Here is a 15,575-nt window from a genome sequence, read left to right as displayed (position 1 = left end):
TAAAATCTAAAATTGATTGACCAATGACTACTGACTAATTTTAAACCACTCTACAACACCATCAGCCAAGGCTTTTGCTAACTTTTTCTGTTCTTGAGGATTTGTTAACCATTCAAATTCTTGGGGGTTAATCATAAAACCCAATTCCAATAAAACCGATGGTGCAGCTGTTGGACGTGTGAGGGCGAGATTATTCCAAAATACCCCATAAGAAGGTCTATTTAATTTTTGCACTAAATAATTGTGCATAAATATAGCTAGGCTATGAGCTTGGGGATGATACCAGAAAGTGCCGATTCCCTTGGTATTCTCCGCATCACCACTATCAGGTAAAGCATTGTAATGTATGGAAAGTGCGATCGCCGGTGCTTCTCGATCTATCATGGCCATGCGATCGCCTAGAGAAACATCAATATCAGTCTCCCTAGTCATGACTACTGTCGCCCCTAAATTCAGCAATTCATCGCGGAATAACTTGGATACGACTAAATTGACTTCTTTTTCTGTATATCCATTCGGACCCACTGCACCGGATTCTTTGCCACCATGTCCGGGATCGAGTAGAATCTTCATATCAGATAGTGGTTTTCCTCTTTCTCGCCCCATTGTTGGCGGATGACGCAAAGCTAAAACCAGGGCTGTATTCTCGTATCTCAGCTTATATCCCCACTGTTGAGCTTTTTTGAGGTTAAAGGTGTATTGTACCTGCCCTGGAGCTACCTGCTGCCAATCTAGACGAGAAATTAAAGGGTCATCATCTAAACGAATAGTATCTGTTTGGGCAGTAGTGTTGTAAAGTGTGAGAGTGAAATGATTATCGCTTTGTTGCACACTGACGGGTACTGGAACCTGTAGAGGGAAAACTATCTCTGTGGCACTAGGAAGTCGGCGATATCCGACACTGCGAATCGTTGTGCGTGGCGGAATAGCACCTGGTAAAACGCGAGTTTCCTGACTATTAATCCAACCGCCATAGTCAAGGCGCAACCATTCACCTTCACTCCCTGTCACCGAAGCCTGTGTACCTTTGGGTAGTGGGGTGAGTCGGGAATAATCGGTACTGGGGCCTGTACGCCCTACCCCTGCATCTACTATCACTTCCACAACTTGTAAGTTTGCAGGTGAGAGAATTTCAATTTTGCCAGTTCCTGGTTGAGTTATCGTCTTTCCGTTGAGTCTCAGTTGAAATTCCGGTTTCCCCAAATCTATGGTTTTAGCACCAGAAATGATGTTGTTACCCAAGTTGGGCGAAATAGGTTGTTGAACTGTGGTGCAACCTTGATACTTTCCTGGGATAAACTGGGCAGTAGGCTGGTTGTTTCCTGTGAGAGCCGCCGAATTACTTGGTAGACTTACTGTTTGAGGTTGGGGTGCAAGAGAAATAGTTTGATTTGCCAGTTTGACAGATACACTGGCATTAGGGGGTGCGATCGCACTAAAACAAATTAATTCTCCCGGTAGTCTGGCAATGTCGGCAGCTGGAGTGAGAGAATCTTTGCCAAAGGCTAACCCTTGAGGTAACTCAGGTTGTGTAGCCAGCCTTGTAACTTGAATTTCTAGTTGTTGATTTTGGTGACGGACAGTAAAGAGATTTTCTCCCAACTGCAAAGGAAAACTTGGAGCAAAATGGCCTGCTTGACTGCGGTTAATTGCCTTACCATTGATGAGAACCTTTCCATCGGGTGGCGCTGTACCAATCAAGAAGATTTTTTCTGCCCTTGTCTGGTGGCTGTTTCGAGGATAAACAACCAAAAGTGATGATAGCTCGCGTGGCGTAGCCATTCCTGCCCATGCTACTACAGAGGAGGTAACGATAAACCCTAATATTACTAATCCTAGAAGTTTTTTCACGACAACAGCACAAAAGATTTCACCACAGAAACTGTGGCACAATTACGGGATGTTTTTTGAGAAGTTGCTAAAAATTCAAATTACTATACTATGACTAAGTTTATTTTTGTAACTGGAGGTGTAGTTTCCAGTATTGGCAAGGGCATTGTAGCAGCAAGTCTGGGACGTTTACTCAAATCGCGCGATTATTCGGTGTCGATTTTGAAACTCGACCCTTATATTAATATCGATCCAGGTACAATGAGTCCTTTTCAGCATGGGGAAGTTTTTGTTACCGAAGACGGTGCTGAAACCGATTTGGACTTGGGACATTACGAACGCTTTACTGATACATCAATGTCGCGGTTAAACAGTGTTACCACTGGTTCAATTTACCAAGCGGTAATTAATAAAGAGCGACGCGGAGACTATAATGGCGGGACAGTACAGGTTATCCCCCATATCACTAACGAAATTAAAGAACGAATTCTCAGAGTTGCCCAAGATACGAATCCATCTGTATTAATTACGGAAATTGGCGGCACGGTGGGCGATATTGAATCACTGCCGTTTTTGGAAGCTATTCGCCAATTACGCAAGGAAGTGGGACGGCAAAATGTATTGTATATGCACGTTACCCTCATACCTTGGATAGCTTCGGCTGGGGAAATGAAAACCAAGCCCACTCAGCATTCTGTGAAGGAATTGAGATCAATTGGCATTCAACCAGATATTTTAGTCTGTCGGTGCGATCGCGCGATCCCTCTGGGCTTAAAACGCAAGTTATCAGAATTTTGCGATGTTCCCCAAGAATGTGTGATCACTGCCCAAGATGCCAGCAGTATTTATGAAGTACCCCTGATTGTAGAACGGGAAGGACTGGCAGAACAAGCATTAGATTTGCTGCAAATGGAACAACGCCAACCGAATTTGGTACAGTGGCAAACAATGGTAGAACGTTTATACAGTCCGAAATACACTGTAGAAATTGCCATTGTTGGGAAATATGTGCGATTAAGTGATGCTTATCTCTCTGTAGTTGAAGCCCTGCGTCATGCGGCTATTTCTACCTACGGGGATTTACGTTTGCGGTGGGTGAACTCCGAAGATTTAGAAAATGAATCAGCTGAAACTTATTTGGCCGGTGTTGATGGTATTTTAGTACCGGGAGGTTTTGGCATTCGGGGAGTCGATGGCAAAATTGCTGCGATTAAATATGCACGCGATCGCCAAATTCCCTTCTTAGGTTTATGCTTAGGAATGCAATGTTCCGTAATTGAATGGGCGAGAAACGTTGAAGGCTTAAACGGTGCGAACAGTGCCGAATTTGACCCGGAAACCAAGTATCCAGTCATTAACTTGTTACCAGAACAGCAGGATGTAGTTGATTTAGGCGGAACCATGCGATTAGGACTCTATCCTTGTCATCTTCTCCCTAACACTCTGGCTGCTAATCTTTATCAACAAGAAGTAGTTGACGAACGCCATCGGCATCGCTATGAGTTTAACAATAATTACCGTAATCTGTTGTTAGAGTCGGGTTATGTGATTAGTGGAACTTCTCCCGATGGACGTTTAGTGGAAATTGTGGAATTTCCCCAACATCCGTTCTTTTTAGCTTGTCAATTTCATCCAGAGTTCCATTCTCGTCCTAGCACTCCTCATCCTTTATTTAAAGGATTTATGGAAGCTTCGATTAACCGGACTCATTCAATATCTAACTTACCAACACCCGTGGAGGTTTCTTAAGCAATTCAAAACTCAAGAAGGTCGCTTTTTTGAGTTTTGAAACAGTACTAAGCAACATTAACTTAGGACTTGAGGATATTTTCCCTTATATATAGGGTGCATCATTGGGGAGTGTGGGAGGTTTGGGGAGTGTGGGAGGTTTGGGGAGTGTGGGAGGTTTGGGGAGAAGAGCGTAACTTCCCAATGACCAATGACCAATGACCAATGACTAATGACCAATGACCAATGACCAATGACCAATGACTAATGACTAATGACCAATGACCAATGACCAATGACCAATGACTAATGACCAATGACCAATGACCAATGACCAATGACCAATGACCAATGACCAATGACCAATGACCAATGACCAATGACCAATGACCAATGACCAATGACCAATGACCAATGACCAATGACCAATGACCAATGACCAATGACCAATGACCAATGACCAATGACCAATGACCAATGACCAATGACCAATGACCAATGACCAATGACCAATGACCAATGACCAATGACTAATGACTAATGACTAATGACTAATTTTGCTGCACCCACCATTCCCGCCGAATTGCCTAATTGTGCTGGTAAAATTTGTAAGCCGGCGCGAGATGTAAACATAACTCGCTGCTCAATTTCTGCTTTGACTGCGGGGAAAAAAAACTCAAAGCTAGCACTGATACCACCACCGAGAATAATGGCTTGGGGTGTTAATACATAAATCAAACTAGCTAAACCAATACCCAAATCCTTACCATATTCTTGCCAAAAAGTCAACGCCTTTATATCTCCGGCGGCGGCGAGTGCGCCTAATTCCGAGGGTTCCTTACCTGTGCGGCGACGAATTGCCGAAATTGAAGCATACTGTTCCAAAGAACCGGAATTGCCACTTTTACACATAAGTCCATCCGGGTTCAAGGTAATTAAACCCAGTTCCCCAGCAGCGCCTTGATGTCCCACAAACAGTTTACCATCCAAAATAATCGCACCACCAACCCCAGTTCCTAAAGTCAACAAAATCAGGTTATGAAAGTGGCGACCAGCACCCAACCAAGCTTCTGCTAAACCTGCACAATTGGCATCATTAGCAATAACCGTCGGTTTACCTGTTTTCGCTTCTAACCAGTCTGCTAAAGGCACATTTTGCCATCCCGGTAAGTTGATGGCAATTTGGGCAATGCGTCCGGTTTTATCAGCCGGACCAGGAGTACCCACACCAATAGCCACAGCTTGATTATATGGGTCAACTTGAGCGATCGCATCCACCATGACAGCTAGAACTGCTTCTGGTGTCGATGGTTGGGGAGTTGCTACAGTCAAACATTGTAAGCAAGAACCATCTTGTTTGAACCGTCCGAGCTTAATTGCGGTTCCCCCGACATCAATACCAATTACTTGTGAATTAACCACCTGAAAACATATAAAACAGACCTAACCGCTTCACTAAATCAAATACAGAACCTCACCCCCAACCCCTCTCCTTACCAAGGAGAGGGGAGAATACAAATTGTATTAGCTTTTTTGGGTTTTATTGCCCAAAAAATCTGATTTTTCTGATTCTTTGACAACAACCTGTGAACTCGTCGCCATTGCAGAATGAACACTCAATGGTAACTGCCAAGCTGTCATCGGTGTACCCCGTAACAAGCCGGACAACGCGACAGATAACATAAACCCGCCAGTAGCAGCCGCAATTAAAGAAATATTATCTTTCACTCTACTCTGTGTGTAATAACTTCAAACATATTTAAACGCAAAAACAGCCATTTTGATGCAATTAATGGCAAGTCTCAATCACCCACCATACACCTTGATAACTGATAACTGATAACTGTTCCCTGATTTATTTCCGCATTCTATTTTCGCGCCGTAATCGAGGATTGACAAACTCATTTAGCCCTTCACCCAGTAGTGATAACCCTACTACCATGAATGTCATTGCTAACCCAGGGAAGAGGGTAGTCCACCAAATACCTGTAGGTAAGGCTTCTAAAGCTTGTCTTAAATCATGTCCCCATTCTGGCACTTCTTCGGGAAGTCCTAGCCCCAAAAAGCCTAAACCGCCTAATACTAAAATTGCGTCGGCGGCGTTGAGGGTAAATAAGACGGGTACGCTTTGAATGACGTTAAAAAATAGATAGCGCGATAGTACCACCCAAGTAGAAGCACCCATTGCTTGAGCCGCTTCAATAAATACCTCAGTTTTAACGCTTACCGTGTGATTACGGACAACACGATAATATTGGGGAACGTAGGCAATGCTAATGGCGATCGCCGCATTGAAAATTCCTCTACCTACTACAAAAGCCAGTGTAACAGAAAGCAGAAGCCCTGGTAAGGTGTAGATGCTATCCATAATAAACAGCAACAGCTTATCTAATTTACCGCCGAGATAACCACTGACCATTCCCAACGGCACACCAATAAACATACTGAGTGATGTAGCTAAAATTACTACCTGCAATGCAGCCTGAGCGCCAAACAAAGTGCGAGAAAATACATCATGTCCCAAGCGACTCGTACCAAACCAATATTTAGCTGAGGGTGGTTCTTGAATGGGGTTAGACAGGAACTCTCTGGGGTTTTGCAACCATCCCCAAGCTTGTAACACGGGAGCGAAAAATGCCAGAAAGAGGAAAAATAGAGTAATGACTATCCCTATCAGCATTAATCTTTGGGAAAGATTAGGATTTTGGGCAAAACGTAAAAATTTCGGTAGCTGACGTTTAGTCATGGCCATGAGCGATCGCCTGCATAAAGCAAGATACAATTTTAATCGAAGCAGAGAATCTAAACGATGGATATCTTAGATAATTATCAACGCATCATCAAAGAGGTATTAGTACCCTACACACAAATTCCTTATTCCCATGCAGCCATTGAATGTAAAACAGTGTTTGATAGTGAGAATAACAGCTATTTACTGATAACTTTAGGCTGGGATGGTGTCAAACGCATTCACGGTTGCTTAGTTCATATTGACATAATTGATGGCAAAATTTGGGTGCAAAGGGATGATACAGAAGATGGTGTTACCTACGAATTAGTAGCCGCAGGTATTCCCAAAGATAAAATTGTCTTAGGATTTCACCCACCAAACGTGAGACAACATACCGGATATGCTGTGGCTTAAATTGCTCTCGTTGCTGCTTTGCGGTGAATACAGAGCTAGACTGAGAAAGAGGTGGGATTATGCCTAATTTTTTTTGGACTTAAGAGAAGAATTATGAACGCTTACAAAAAATACATCACCATAACAGATCCAAGGCAAGTAATATTATCTGATTTACCTTTTCAAGCAGGGCAGAGAGTAGAAATAATTATTTTAGCTGAGGATAACCCAAAAGCGGAAATCAGTAAGAAATTGAAAGATTTGTTTGATAAAACACAATCTAGCCCAGGACTACAAGATATTACAGAAACAGAAATAGAAGCAGAAATAGAAGCTTACAGACGAGGAGAATGAAAGTTGTTGTTGATACAAATGTTTTAGTTTCCGCCATTCTTAAAGGTAGAGTACCAAGAGCCGTTATTCAGTTTATTGTTGCTCATCCTGATTGGGAGTGGATAGTTTCTCAAGAAATTGTCAGGGAATATAAAGAAGTTTTAAGTCGCCGGAAGTTTAAGTTGACAGATGAAGTGATATCTGAATGGTTTGAAATCATCGATACCTTCATAACGCTCATTGATGTGAATGTAGAAATTGATTTTCCTAGAGATAGAAAAGATGCAAAGTTTTTAGCTTGTGCTGTAGCCGCAGAGGCGGATTTTTTGATTACTGGTGATTCTGATTTTAATCAGGCACAAACTTTGCTAAATACTACGATTATTTCTGTGTCTTTATTTAACAGCTTAGTTTGCCAAGAGGGAAAGTGAGTATGTAGTGCTATAGAGACAACCCACCTTCCCAACCTCTAAAGATAACGCTCAATTATCTGACGATACTCGCTTTTTTGCTTCACACCTTTGACTTCGTGCAGCAATTCCTGATTTTTAAAGAATTGCACCGTCGGTGTTCCTGTGACATTAGCATTTTCCGCAATATCTCGGTCTTGGTCGATATCAATTTCTACAAAGTGGATTTTACCCTCAAATTCATCTATGACTTTATTTAATATCGGCTTCAGGGTATGACAAGGACCACAACCAGGGGAAATGTATTTGACTATGATTAGGCGATCGCTTTCATGGAATAATTTTCTTAAAGCATAACCCCCCTCATGGCGAGTTCCCTGCAAATTAAATCCAGCCTCTGCTTCCGCTTCAGTTTTCTTCGCTGGGTGGGTTTCCAATTCATTCACAGATGTAGCTAACTGATGAAATTCCGTAATTAAACTCCTAGCAGATAACCAGCGTTCAGCCAACATCGCCGCCATACAGCCAGAACCAGCAGCCGTAACAGCTTGACGAAACTCATGATCCTGCACATCCCCAGCCGCAAACACACCTTCTACACTCGTTTCTACAGAATTATTTTTCGTGACAACGTAACCCACCTCATCCAATTCTAGTTGTCCTTGAAATAACCTAGTATTGGGAGTGTTACCAATAGCGTAAAATAAACCCTTAGCGTGGAGTTTACTTTCCTCCCCAGTTTGATTATTCCGCACCTTCACCCCAGCCATTTGACCATTACCGAAGATATCCACAGCTTCAGTATGCCAATGTACTTGAATTTTAGGATTACTTAAAACCCGGTCTTGCATAGCTTTAGAAGCCCGCATTTGTTCAGAACGCACCAGCAGATTTACCTTAGAACCGTATTTAGTCAAGTAAATAGACTCTTCCGCCGCCGAGTCCCCAGCACCAATAACAGCTAATTCTGCACCGTGAAAAATGGGAGTTGCACCGTCGCAAATTGCACAAGCAGAGATACCCCGACTCCAGAATTGATGTTCACTGGGTAAACCCAAACGCTTCGCAGTTGCACCAGTAGCTATAACTATACTATGGGTTTTGATTTCTCTTTCTTCAGAACGAACAATAAAAGGACGCTGACTCAAATCAACAGCAGTCACATCCTCAGTATATAACTCCGCCCCCCAGCGTTCAGCTTGCGCCTTCATATTATCCATCAGTTCCGGTCCCGTAATCCCTTGGGGGAACCCCGGAAAATTTTCCACCTCCGTCGTTGTCATCAATTGACCACCCGGTAAACCCCCCATTTCAAAACCTTCAAACACCACAGGTTTTAAATTTGCTCGTCCCGCATAGATAGCCGCCGTATAGCCTGCTGGACCAGAGCCAATAATTACTAAATTTTCTACAGTCGGGTTAGTCATAATAATTAATTGAACTCATAATGACTACGGTTAATATAGCATAATCAGCTCAGGAATGCGACAGAACCTCACCCCCAGCCCCTCTCCTTACTAAGGAGAGGGGAGCATGAGAAAACATGAGCTAAATTTTGTAGGGTGGGTTAGCGCAGCGTAACCCACCATTAATTATGACCAGGGGTGAGGTGGCACATATAAAGAACCTCACCCCCAGCCCCTCTGGTTGCTCAGGAGAAGGGAATACGAGAAAACATTCTCTATGACTGTTGTTGCAGATGTTTTCTAATGATTTCAGCATCTACTTCTAAAAATTCCGCTATTTCTTGAATGCTCATTCCTCTCTCAACACATTTTGAGGTTAATTTTAATTTTGTTTCTACTTCTGTCTTTTGTAAAAGACTTTGGTACAGTCGAGTATTTTTGAATTCATCTAAATCAAGCATGGCTTCAATTTCCTCTAAAGCGAGAGTGGGAAACTTATAAAATACAATGGCTTGGATAAATGCTAGCACTTTCTTTTGTAGATTTTCATCAGGTAAATTCTCCCTAGCCTGAGTGATTAGCTGTTGGGCTAAGTCAGGAGCTTTTTTAGGTGTTTCTACAAATAGTTTAGCAATTCCTATCCCCAAAGAAGATTCAGCTTGAGTAGAAAGTTCATTCAGATAAATGCAGCGTAGATGTTGTTCTATTAAAACCCGATAACGGGGATGAGGTGGGCTTTCATGAATGCGTTTATCGTAAATTACAATTGCATACCAATCTGAGTTAGCTGGTTGATATTGCCGAAAATAAACAAAAATTTCCCCAAAAAGCCGTTCGTAGAATTCTTCATCTTTGTAGGTTTGCAACTCCACAAAATATAAAGGTTCATTTTCAAATCCCTCCCGTGGGGAAAATACCCCATCTAACCGAAATGATTGTTGTTTCACTTCCGGTGCAGTGAATGTGTAAATATTAGGATTAGTATCAGGTTTTTCAATAAGTTCAAAAAATATTTGAGGTAGTTCCTTAATCAGTTCATAAAAGATTACATCTGTTTTCATTGATGCTAGTAATGGTCAACTTTGCAGCTTCTTCTATTTCAATACAAAATACAGGACTTTGCAAGTAAATAAAGCATACACCTTAATATCATAAATCTTGTGGGGTGGGCATCTTGCCCGCCCTTATGTACGTAGGCGGGGTTCATTCCTTTGTGATTCCCCGCATTATCTTCACCTATTGCTGTTGTGCTGTGTTAAAAATCTGAAATTTTGGGAATACTAAAACTGGTGTAAGCACCTAGCCCCGGCGAAAAATTAAATTCACACCCCAAAATTGAGCATCAGGAGAAAATCTCATGGTAAATATAGCATCTGACTTATTAGAAATCATGCGCCAGCGCTTTGATAGTTCTCCCTATCCCCGTCAACCTCTGGAGAAATCACCGAAAAATGAAACCGATAAACTGTATATTCATAGTTTAGTCAATGCTTATTACTTAAGAAACCAAAAAGTTATTGATACTCAAGGTAAACTGATTTTAGATGCTGGCTGTGGCAGTGGTTATAAATCTTTAATGTTGGCAGAAGCTAACCCAGGGGCGAAAATTGTCGGCTTTGATATTTCCCCAGAGTCCGTAAAATTAGCCAGAGAACGGTTAGATTATCATGGCTTTGACAATGCAGAATTTCATGTTTTAGCTTTGGAAGAATTGCCCAGCCTCAATCAACAATTTGATTATATTAACTGTGATGAGTTGTTGTATTTACTGCCTGATATAAATGTTGGTTTAAAAGCTATGCAAGCAGTTTTAAAACCAGATGGCATTATCCGCACTAATTTACATAGTGTATTCGGCAGAACTAATGTTTTCCGCGCCCAAAAAGCCTTCACACTCATGGGATTAATGGGGGGAACTCCCGGAGAATTGGAAGTGGAAATTGTCCGAGAAACCATCATGGCTTTGAAAAATGATGTGCAATTGAAAGCGAGAACTTGGCAACCTTTCTATGCTACCCCAGAGGGGGAAGAAAAGATTTTAATGAATTATTTATTGCAGGGAGATAAAGGTTACACCGTCCCGGAAATGTTCTCGGCTTTAGTAGACTCTCACCTAGAGTTTATCAGTATGCTCAACTGGCGACAGTGGCAATTACTCGATTTATTTCAACAACCAGATAATTTACCCAGTTTTCTGGCTATGAGTTTACCTGATATCTCTCAAGAAGAAAGCTTACATTTGTATGAACTGTTAAATCCTGTTAATCGACTGTTGGATTTTTGGTGTGGTCATCCTCAGCCGCCTTTAGATATTTTACCAGTTACAGAATGGACTGATGCCGATTGGCAAGGTGCTACAGTCCATCTTTGTCCCCAGTTAAAAACTCCCCAGTTTCAAGAACAACTCATTGCTTGTGTGCGAGAAGTTCGGCCATTTCCCCTTAGTCAACATTTATCCCTTGTCCCAGGGTCAATTAATATAGATAGTTCCACAGCATCTTGCTTAATACCATTGTTAGAGCAACCCCAGCCGATGATGGCTCTGGTAGAGCGTTGGCGACAATTTCGCCCCCTCGACCCTGTGACTTTACAGCCTACAGAGTTAGAAACAGCTTTTGAGATAGTGCAACAGCTGGTCATCCAGCTAGAAAGTTTTGGTTATCTCATGTTAGAGCGTGCATAATTCCTAATTTCTCCTTGACTGTGTTCAAAATTGCCACAGTAGGGAACAATACAACTATAACCACTGAGCTACAGCTAAAAATTCCATTCATCACCCATATTTGAGTATCAGGAGAACATCTCATGGTAGATATCGCATCTGATTTATTTGAAAAAATTCGCCAGCAGTTTGATAGTTCCCCCTATCCCCGCATTCCCCTGGAAAAATCACCTAAAACGCAACCTAAGCAACTTTATATTCATAGCTTAGTTAATGCTTATTACTTAAGAAACCAAAAAGTTATTGATAGTCCAGGCAAAGTGATTTTAGATGCTGGCTGTGGCAGTGGTTATAAATCTTTGATGTTGGCAGAAGCTAACCCAGGGGCGAAAATTTTCGGCGTGGATATCTCAGCCGAATCTGTAAAATTAGCGAGACAACGGTTAGAATATTATGGATTAGATAATGCAGAGTTTCATGTTTTATCTCTGGAAGATTTACCAAAACTCAATCAAAAATTTGATTATATTAACTGTGATGAACTGCTGTATCTTCTCCCTGATATAACTGTTGGTTTGAAAGCCATGCAAGCAGTTTTAAAGCCAGATGGGATTATTCGCACTAATTTACATAGCTCACTTCAGAGAGGCAATTATTTCCGCGCTCAAAAACTCTTCGCCATGATGGGATTAACGGAAGGAAACCCAGGAGAAATGGAAGTGGAAATTGTTAGCGAAACCATGAAGGCGTTGAAAGATAATGTGGAACTCAAAGCTAAAACATGGAAATCTAATTTTGAAAAGGAGGAGGGCGAAGAAATAATTTTAATGAATTATTTATTGCAAGGAGATAAAGGTTACACCGTCCCGGAAATGTTCTCGGCTTTGGCAGACTCTGACTTAGAGTTTATCAGTATGGTCAACTGGCGACAGTGGCAATTACTCGACTTATTCCAACAACCAGATAATTTACCCAGTTTTCTGGCTATGAGTTTACCTGATATCTCTCAAGAAGAAAGCTTACATTTGTATGAACTGTTCAATCCTGTTCATCGACTGTTGGATTTTTGGTGTGGTCATCCTCAGCCGCCTTTAGATATTCTACCAGTTACAGAATGGACTGATGCCGATTGGCAAGGTGCTACAGTCCATCTTTGTCCCCAGTTAAAAACTCCCCAATTTCAAGAACAACTCATTGCTTGTGTGCGAGAAGTTCGGGCATTTTCCATCAGTGAACATTTATCCCTTGTCTCAGGGTCAATTAATATAGATAGCTCCACAGCATCTTGCTTAATACCTTTATTAGAGCAACCCCAACCGATGATGTCTCTAGTAGAGCGTTGGCGACAATTTCGCCCCCTCGACCCTGTGACTTTACAGCCTACAGAGTTAGAAGTAGACTTCAATATAGTCAAACAGTTGCTCACCAGCTTAGAAAGCCTTGGTTATCTCATGTTAGAGCGTTAGGGATTTCCCAGAAATCAATTAACTATCCATATTGTGGGGTGGGCTTCTAGTCCCCCCTGATGTATTAACGAACATAAAGAACCTCACCCCCAGCCCCTCTCCTTAGCAAGGAGAGGGGAGCATGAGAAAACATGAGCTAAATTTTGTAGGGTGGGTTAGCGGAGCGTAACCCACCATTAATTATGACTGGGGGAAACCTGCTATATAAAACCTAGACAAAACTAGACTTTACTTTCTACTTCAACGGGAGCATGAGAGCAGTTATCCCTCAGTAGACTTTCACGCCTTAGCCAGACGCGATTGTGTTCCAATTAAGTTTCTGAAAAAGACTACCACCATCATTGCTTGGTTTTCGCGTCGGCAATAGTCTCAATTCAATACTTGATATCACCGTATTATATATCAAGTAGTTGATTTTTTCCTAAAATATATATTGATTTTTGTCAATATAAGTATAGTTTTGTCTATGAAATTGTCAACTTAGGACTTGCTCACCCAGCCCTTTACAATCACCCCTATCCTGAGTTTCCCCTGAAAAACTCCCCGCTCCTAAATTTTCCCTGAAAAACTCCCCGCTCCTAAATTTTCCCTGAAAATCACCCCGCTCCTAAATTTTCCCTGAAAAACTCCCCTCTCCTAAGTTTCCCCTGAAAAACTCCCCGCTCCTAAGTTTCCCCTGAAAAACTCCCCGCTCCTAAGTTTCCCCTGAAAAACTCCCCTCTCCTAAGTTTCCCCTGAAAAACTCCCCTCTCCTAAGTTTCCCCTGAAAAACTCCCCTCTCCTAAGTTTCCCCTGAAAATCACCCCGCTCCTAAGTTTCCCCTGAAAATCACCCCGCTCCTAAGTTTCCCCTGAAAAACTCCCCTCTCCTAAGTTTCCCCTGAAAAACTCCCCTCTCCTAAGTTTCCCCTGAAAAACTCCCCTCTCCTAAGTTTCCCCTGAAAAACTCCCCTCTCCTAAGTTTCCCCTGAAAATCACCCCTCTCCTAAGTTTCCCCTGAAAATCACCCCTCTCCTAAGTTTCCCCTGAAAAACTCCCCTCTCCTAAGTTTCCCCTGAAAATCACCCCTCTCCTAAGTTTCCCCTGAAAAACTCCCCGCTCCTAAGTTTCCCCTGAAAAACTCCCCGCTCCTAAGTTTCCCCTGAAAAACTCCCCGCTCCTAAGTTTCCCCTGAAAAACTCCCCGCTCCTAAGTTTCCCCTGAAAAACTCCCCGCTCCTAAGTTTCCCCTGAAAAACTCCCCTCTCCTAAGTTTCCCCTGAAAAACTCCCCTCTCCTAAGTTTCCCCTGAAAAACTCCCCTCTCCTAAGTTTCCCCTGAAAAACTCCCCTCTCCTTACTAAGGAGAGGGGCTGGGGGTGAGGTTCTTTATCTGTGTAGTTCTGAAAACATGGGAATAGGAAGCACCTAGCACCAACAAAATGGTAAATGTTGAGGTTATGGGAAACCCAACTTCTGATCTCCGATACAAAAAAGCTAACTAATGCTAACAAGAGCCAACTTTTTCTTCCTGCTTCACCCTAGAAGTGTCGGCACTGTCTAGTCCACAGGCTTTAAGATTGGGTGTATCTCACCCTACTATTGGTGTATTTAGGCTTGGTTATCACCTAAAATATGTATCAATAATAGCACTGCTTAGGGGCTGAAAGTCTGAAAATTTTCTAGAGACAGGCAGGTTTTTCAGTGAATCAGCATCTGTTATCTTTTGTTAGTAAAACACTAACTAGCTGTTAACCCCCTGAGAAAGGGAGAATTAAGGGGGGTAATTCCAGGATCTAAATATTGCTTGACGCACTACCCCCCATAACGGCGGCTTTACGCATCACGACTCGTCAAGTTGGGTTTCCTTCCTTGCTCCGCAACGCTGACGCGAAGAACCCAACCGACATTCATTGGTTTTGGCGGAAATTATTGAGCATTTCACTGCTGGAAACTGGAACCTAAAAAAAAATTTTTGCTGGGGGTGATATGAAATTGTTCAAGTGTGGGTAAGTTATATCTAGAAAGGGAAAACACTTTACATCACCGGGAAACTACCTACTATGAAAACTGAATTAAAAGCCAAGTTCCTCCAACACATCCTCAACAAAAAGAAAGACGAATCAGGTTTTACTCTGATTGAATTGTTGGTTGTAATCATCATCATTGGTATTCTTTCCGCTATCGCTCTACCTTCTTTCTTGAACCAAGCTGCAAAAGCTAAACAATCTGAAGCTAAGAGCTACGTTGGTGCAGTCAACAGAGCGCAACAAGCTTACCGAATTGAATATCCCACCTTTGCTTCTGATCTGGTGACTCTAGAGATTGGTACTCCTTCAGAGACTGTTAACTATAAGTATGCGATCGATGCACCAGTAGCAACCAATAGCGAAAAAGCTCTATTCACTGCACAAACTAAGGATACACAGTCTCTCAAGAGCTTTTCTGGTGGTGTTGTAATTCTCACCTCTGGACAAACTTCTGCTGCTGCTTGTCAGACAAAAGCCGTTGGTGATGCTCCTCCTACTGTAGACCTAGTGGGTGGTACAACCCCTGCTGCGTGTACTGGTGAATCCGAACCAATGAAGTAACATCTCATTCTTTGTTATTAAAAATGCTGGATGAATTGAAAAGCATTTG

The 15,575-nt window shown here is 42.2% G+C and carries 15 protein-coding genes; 8 read left to right on the top strand and 7 right to left on the bottom strand.

Annotated features, from left to right (window positions below; translation table 11 throughout):
- Nucleotides 1-27: 27 nt before the first annotated feature.
- Nucleotides 28-1,851, bottom strand: a complete 1,824-nt coding sequence (locus NSP_RS08380) for an N-acetylmuramoyl-L-alanine amidase (protein ID WP_173403270.1) — start codon at nt 1,849-1,851, stop codon at nt 28-30.
- Nucleotides 1,852-1,941: 90 nt separating this feature from the next.
- On the opposite strand from NSP_RS08380, the gene NSP_RS08375 reads away from it, so the two are divergent.
- Entirely contained in the window at nt 1,942-3,579 is a 1,638-nt protein-coding gene (locus NSP_RS08375; protein ID WP_006195601.1) for a CTP synthase, read from the top strand.
- A 101-nt stretch (nt 3,580-3,680) separates the two neighbouring features.
- Here NSP_RS08375 and NSP_RS08370 read toward each other — a convergent pair whose 3' ends face one another.
- The 4 genes from NSP_RS08370 to NSP_RS08355 form a co-directional block, all read right to left on the bottom strand.
- Nucleotides 3,681-4,085 (bottom strand): hypothetical protein, encoded by a 405-nt coding sequence (locus tag NSP_RS08370; protein WP_006195604.1) that lies wholly within the window; start codon nt 4,083-4,085, stop codon nt 3,681-3,683.
- 10 nt (nt 4,086-4,095) lie between these two features.
- Complete coding sequence (locus tag NSP_RS08365; RefSeq protein ID WP_006195605.1) at nt 4,096-4,980, bottom strand: ROK family protein; 885 nt, start codon at nt 4,978-4,980, stop codon at nt 4,096-4,098.
- Between the two features lie 102 nt (nt 4,981-5,082).
- The gene (locus NSP_RS08360; RefSeq protein ID WP_006195606.1) at nt 5,083-5,286 is read right to left on the bottom strand and encodes a hypothetical protein; all 204 of its coding nucleotides are present in this window, start codon (nt 5,284-5,286) and stop codon (nt 5,083-5,085) included.
- Nucleotides 5,287-5,413: 127 nt separating this feature from the next.
- On the bottom strand, nt 5,414-6,310 hold the full coding sequence (locus NSP_RS08355; RefSeq protein WP_006195608.1) for an ABC transporter permease: 897 nt from the start codon (nt 6,308-6,310) through the stop codon (nt 5,414-5,416).
- Nucleotides 6,311-6,367: 57 nt separating this feature from the next.
- Between NSP_RS08355 and NSP_RS08350 the strand changes: the two genes are divergently transcribed.
- The 3 genes from NSP_RS08350 to NSP_RS08340 all read left to right on the top strand — a co-directional run bounded on the left by NSP_RS08350 (nt 6,368) and on the right by NSP_RS08340 (nt 7,446).
- Nucleotides 6,368-6,703, top strand: a complete 336-nt coding sequence (locus NSP_RS08350; protein WP_006195609.1) for a XisI protein — start codon at nt 6,368-6,370, stop codon at nt 6,701-6,703.
- Nucleotides 6,704-6,796: 93 nt separating this feature from the next.
- On the top strand, nt 6,797-7,036 hold the full coding sequence (locus tag NSP_RS08345; protein ID WP_006195610.1) for a hypothetical protein: 240 nt from the start codon (nt 6,797-6,799) through the stop codon (nt 7,034-7,036).
- On the top strand, nt 7,033-7,446 hold the full coding sequence (locus NSP_RS08340) for a putative toxin-antitoxin system toxin component, PIN family (protein WP_006195612.1): 414 nt from the start codon (nt 7,033-7,035) through the stop codon (nt 7,444-7,446). Before NSP_RS08345 ends, NSP_RS08340 begins: the two co-directional genes overlap by 4 nt.
- Nucleotides 7,447-7,484: 38 nt before the next feature.
- On the opposite strand, the gene trxB is transcribed toward NSP_RS08340, so the two are convergent.
- Together trxB and NSP_RS08330 are read right to left on the bottom strand one after the other, a co-directional pair.
- Nucleotides 7,485-8,852, bottom strand: a complete 1,368-nt coding sequence (gene trxB, locus NSP_RS08335) for a thioredoxin-disulfide reductase (protein ID WP_006195613.1) — start codon at nt 8,850-8,852, stop codon at nt 7,485-7,487.
- Between the two features lie 254 nt (nt 8,853-9,106).
- Nucleotides 9,107-9,892, bottom strand: a complete 786-nt coding sequence (locus NSP_RS08330; protein WP_006195614.1) for an Rpn family recombination-promoting nuclease/putative transposase — start codon at nt 9,890-9,892, stop codon at nt 9,107-9,109.
- A 296-nt stretch (nt 9,893-10,188) separates the two neighbouring features.
- Between NSP_RS08330 and NSP_RS08325 the strand changes: the two genes are divergently transcribed.
- The 4 genes from NSP_RS08325 to NSP_RS08315 all read left to right on the top strand — a co-directional run bounded on the left by NSP_RS08325 (nt 10,189) and on the right by NSP_RS08315 (nt 15,526).
- The gene (locus tag NSP_RS08325; RefSeq protein ID WP_006195616.1) at nt 10,189-11,514 is read left to right on the top strand and encodes a class I SAM-dependent methyltransferase; all 1,326 of its coding nucleotides are present in this window, start codon (nt 10,189-10,191) and stop codon (nt 11,512-11,514) included.
- 122 nt (nt 11,515-11,636) lie between these two features.
- On the top strand, nt 11,637-12,959 hold the full coding sequence (locus NSP_RS08320; protein WP_006195617.1) for a class I SAM-dependent methyltransferase: 1,323 nt from the start codon (nt 11,637-11,639) through the stop codon (nt 12,957-12,959).
- A gap of 1,779 nt (nt 12,960-14,738) precedes the next feature.
- A complete protein-coding gene (locus NSP_RS26780; RefSeq protein ID WP_157133646.1) occupies nt 14,739-14,900 on the top strand; it encodes a hypothetical protein in 162 nt (53 codons plus the stop codon).
- A gap of 98 nt (nt 14,901-14,998) precedes the next feature.
- Nucleotides 14,999-15,526 (top strand): type IV pilin-like G/H family protein, encoded by a 528-nt coding sequence (locus NSP_RS08315; protein WP_006195618.1) that lies wholly within the window; start codon nt 14,999-15,001, stop codon nt 15,524-15,526.
- Nucleotides 15,527-15,575: the final 49 nt, after the last annotated feature.

It is taken from the genome of Nodularia spumigena CCY9414 (genome assembly GCF_000340565.2).
Taxonomy (GTDB): Bacteria; Cyanobacteriota; Cyanobacteriia; order Cyanobacteriales; family Nostocaceae; genus Nodularia; species Nodularia spumigena.
Note: the sequence above shows the minus strand (reverse complement) of the source record. Positions and strands in the feature narration are given on the sequence as shown.

Bases quoted from the DNA above. Each gene is read 5' to 3' on its own strand.
- NSP_RS08330 (WP_006195614.1), bottom strand. From the start codon at position 9,892: ATGAAAACAGATGTAATCTTTTATGAACTGATTAAGGAACTACCTCAA.
- trxB (WP_006195613.1), bottom strand. From the start codon at position 8,852: ATGACTAACCCGACTGTAGAAAATTTAGTAATTATTGGCTCTGGTCCA.
- NSP_RS08320 (WP_006195617.1), top strand. From the start codon at position 11,637: ATGGTAGATATCGCATCTGATTTATTTGAAAAAATTCGCCAGCAGTTT.
- NSP_RS08375 (WP_006195601.1), top strand. From the start codon at position 1,942: ATGACTAAGTTTATTTTTGTAACTGGAGGTGTAGTTTCCAGTATTGGC.
- NSP_RS08345 (WP_006195610.1), top strand. From the start codon at position 6,797: ATGAACGCTTACAAAAAATACATCACCATAACAGATCCAAGGCAAGTA.
- NSP_RS08355 (WP_006195608.1), bottom strand. From the start codon at position 6,310: ATGGCCATGACTAAACGTCAGCTACCGAAATTTTTACGTTTTGCCCAA.
- NSP_RS08315 (WP_006195618.1), top strand. From the start codon at position 14,999: ATGAAAACTGAATTAAAAGCCAAGTTCCTCCAACACATCCTCAACAAA.
- NSP_RS08340 (WP_006195612.1), top strand. From the start codon at position 7,033: ATGAAAGTTGTTGTTGATACAAATGTTTTAGTTTCCGCCATTCTTAAA.
- NSP_RS08350 (WP_006195609.1), top strand. From the start codon at position 6,368: ATGGATATCTTAGATAATTATCAACGCATCATCAAAGAGGTATTAGTA.
- NSP_RS08325 (WP_006195616.1), top strand. From the start codon at position 10,189: ATGGTAAATATAGCATCTGACTTATTAGAAATCATGCGCCAGCGCTTT.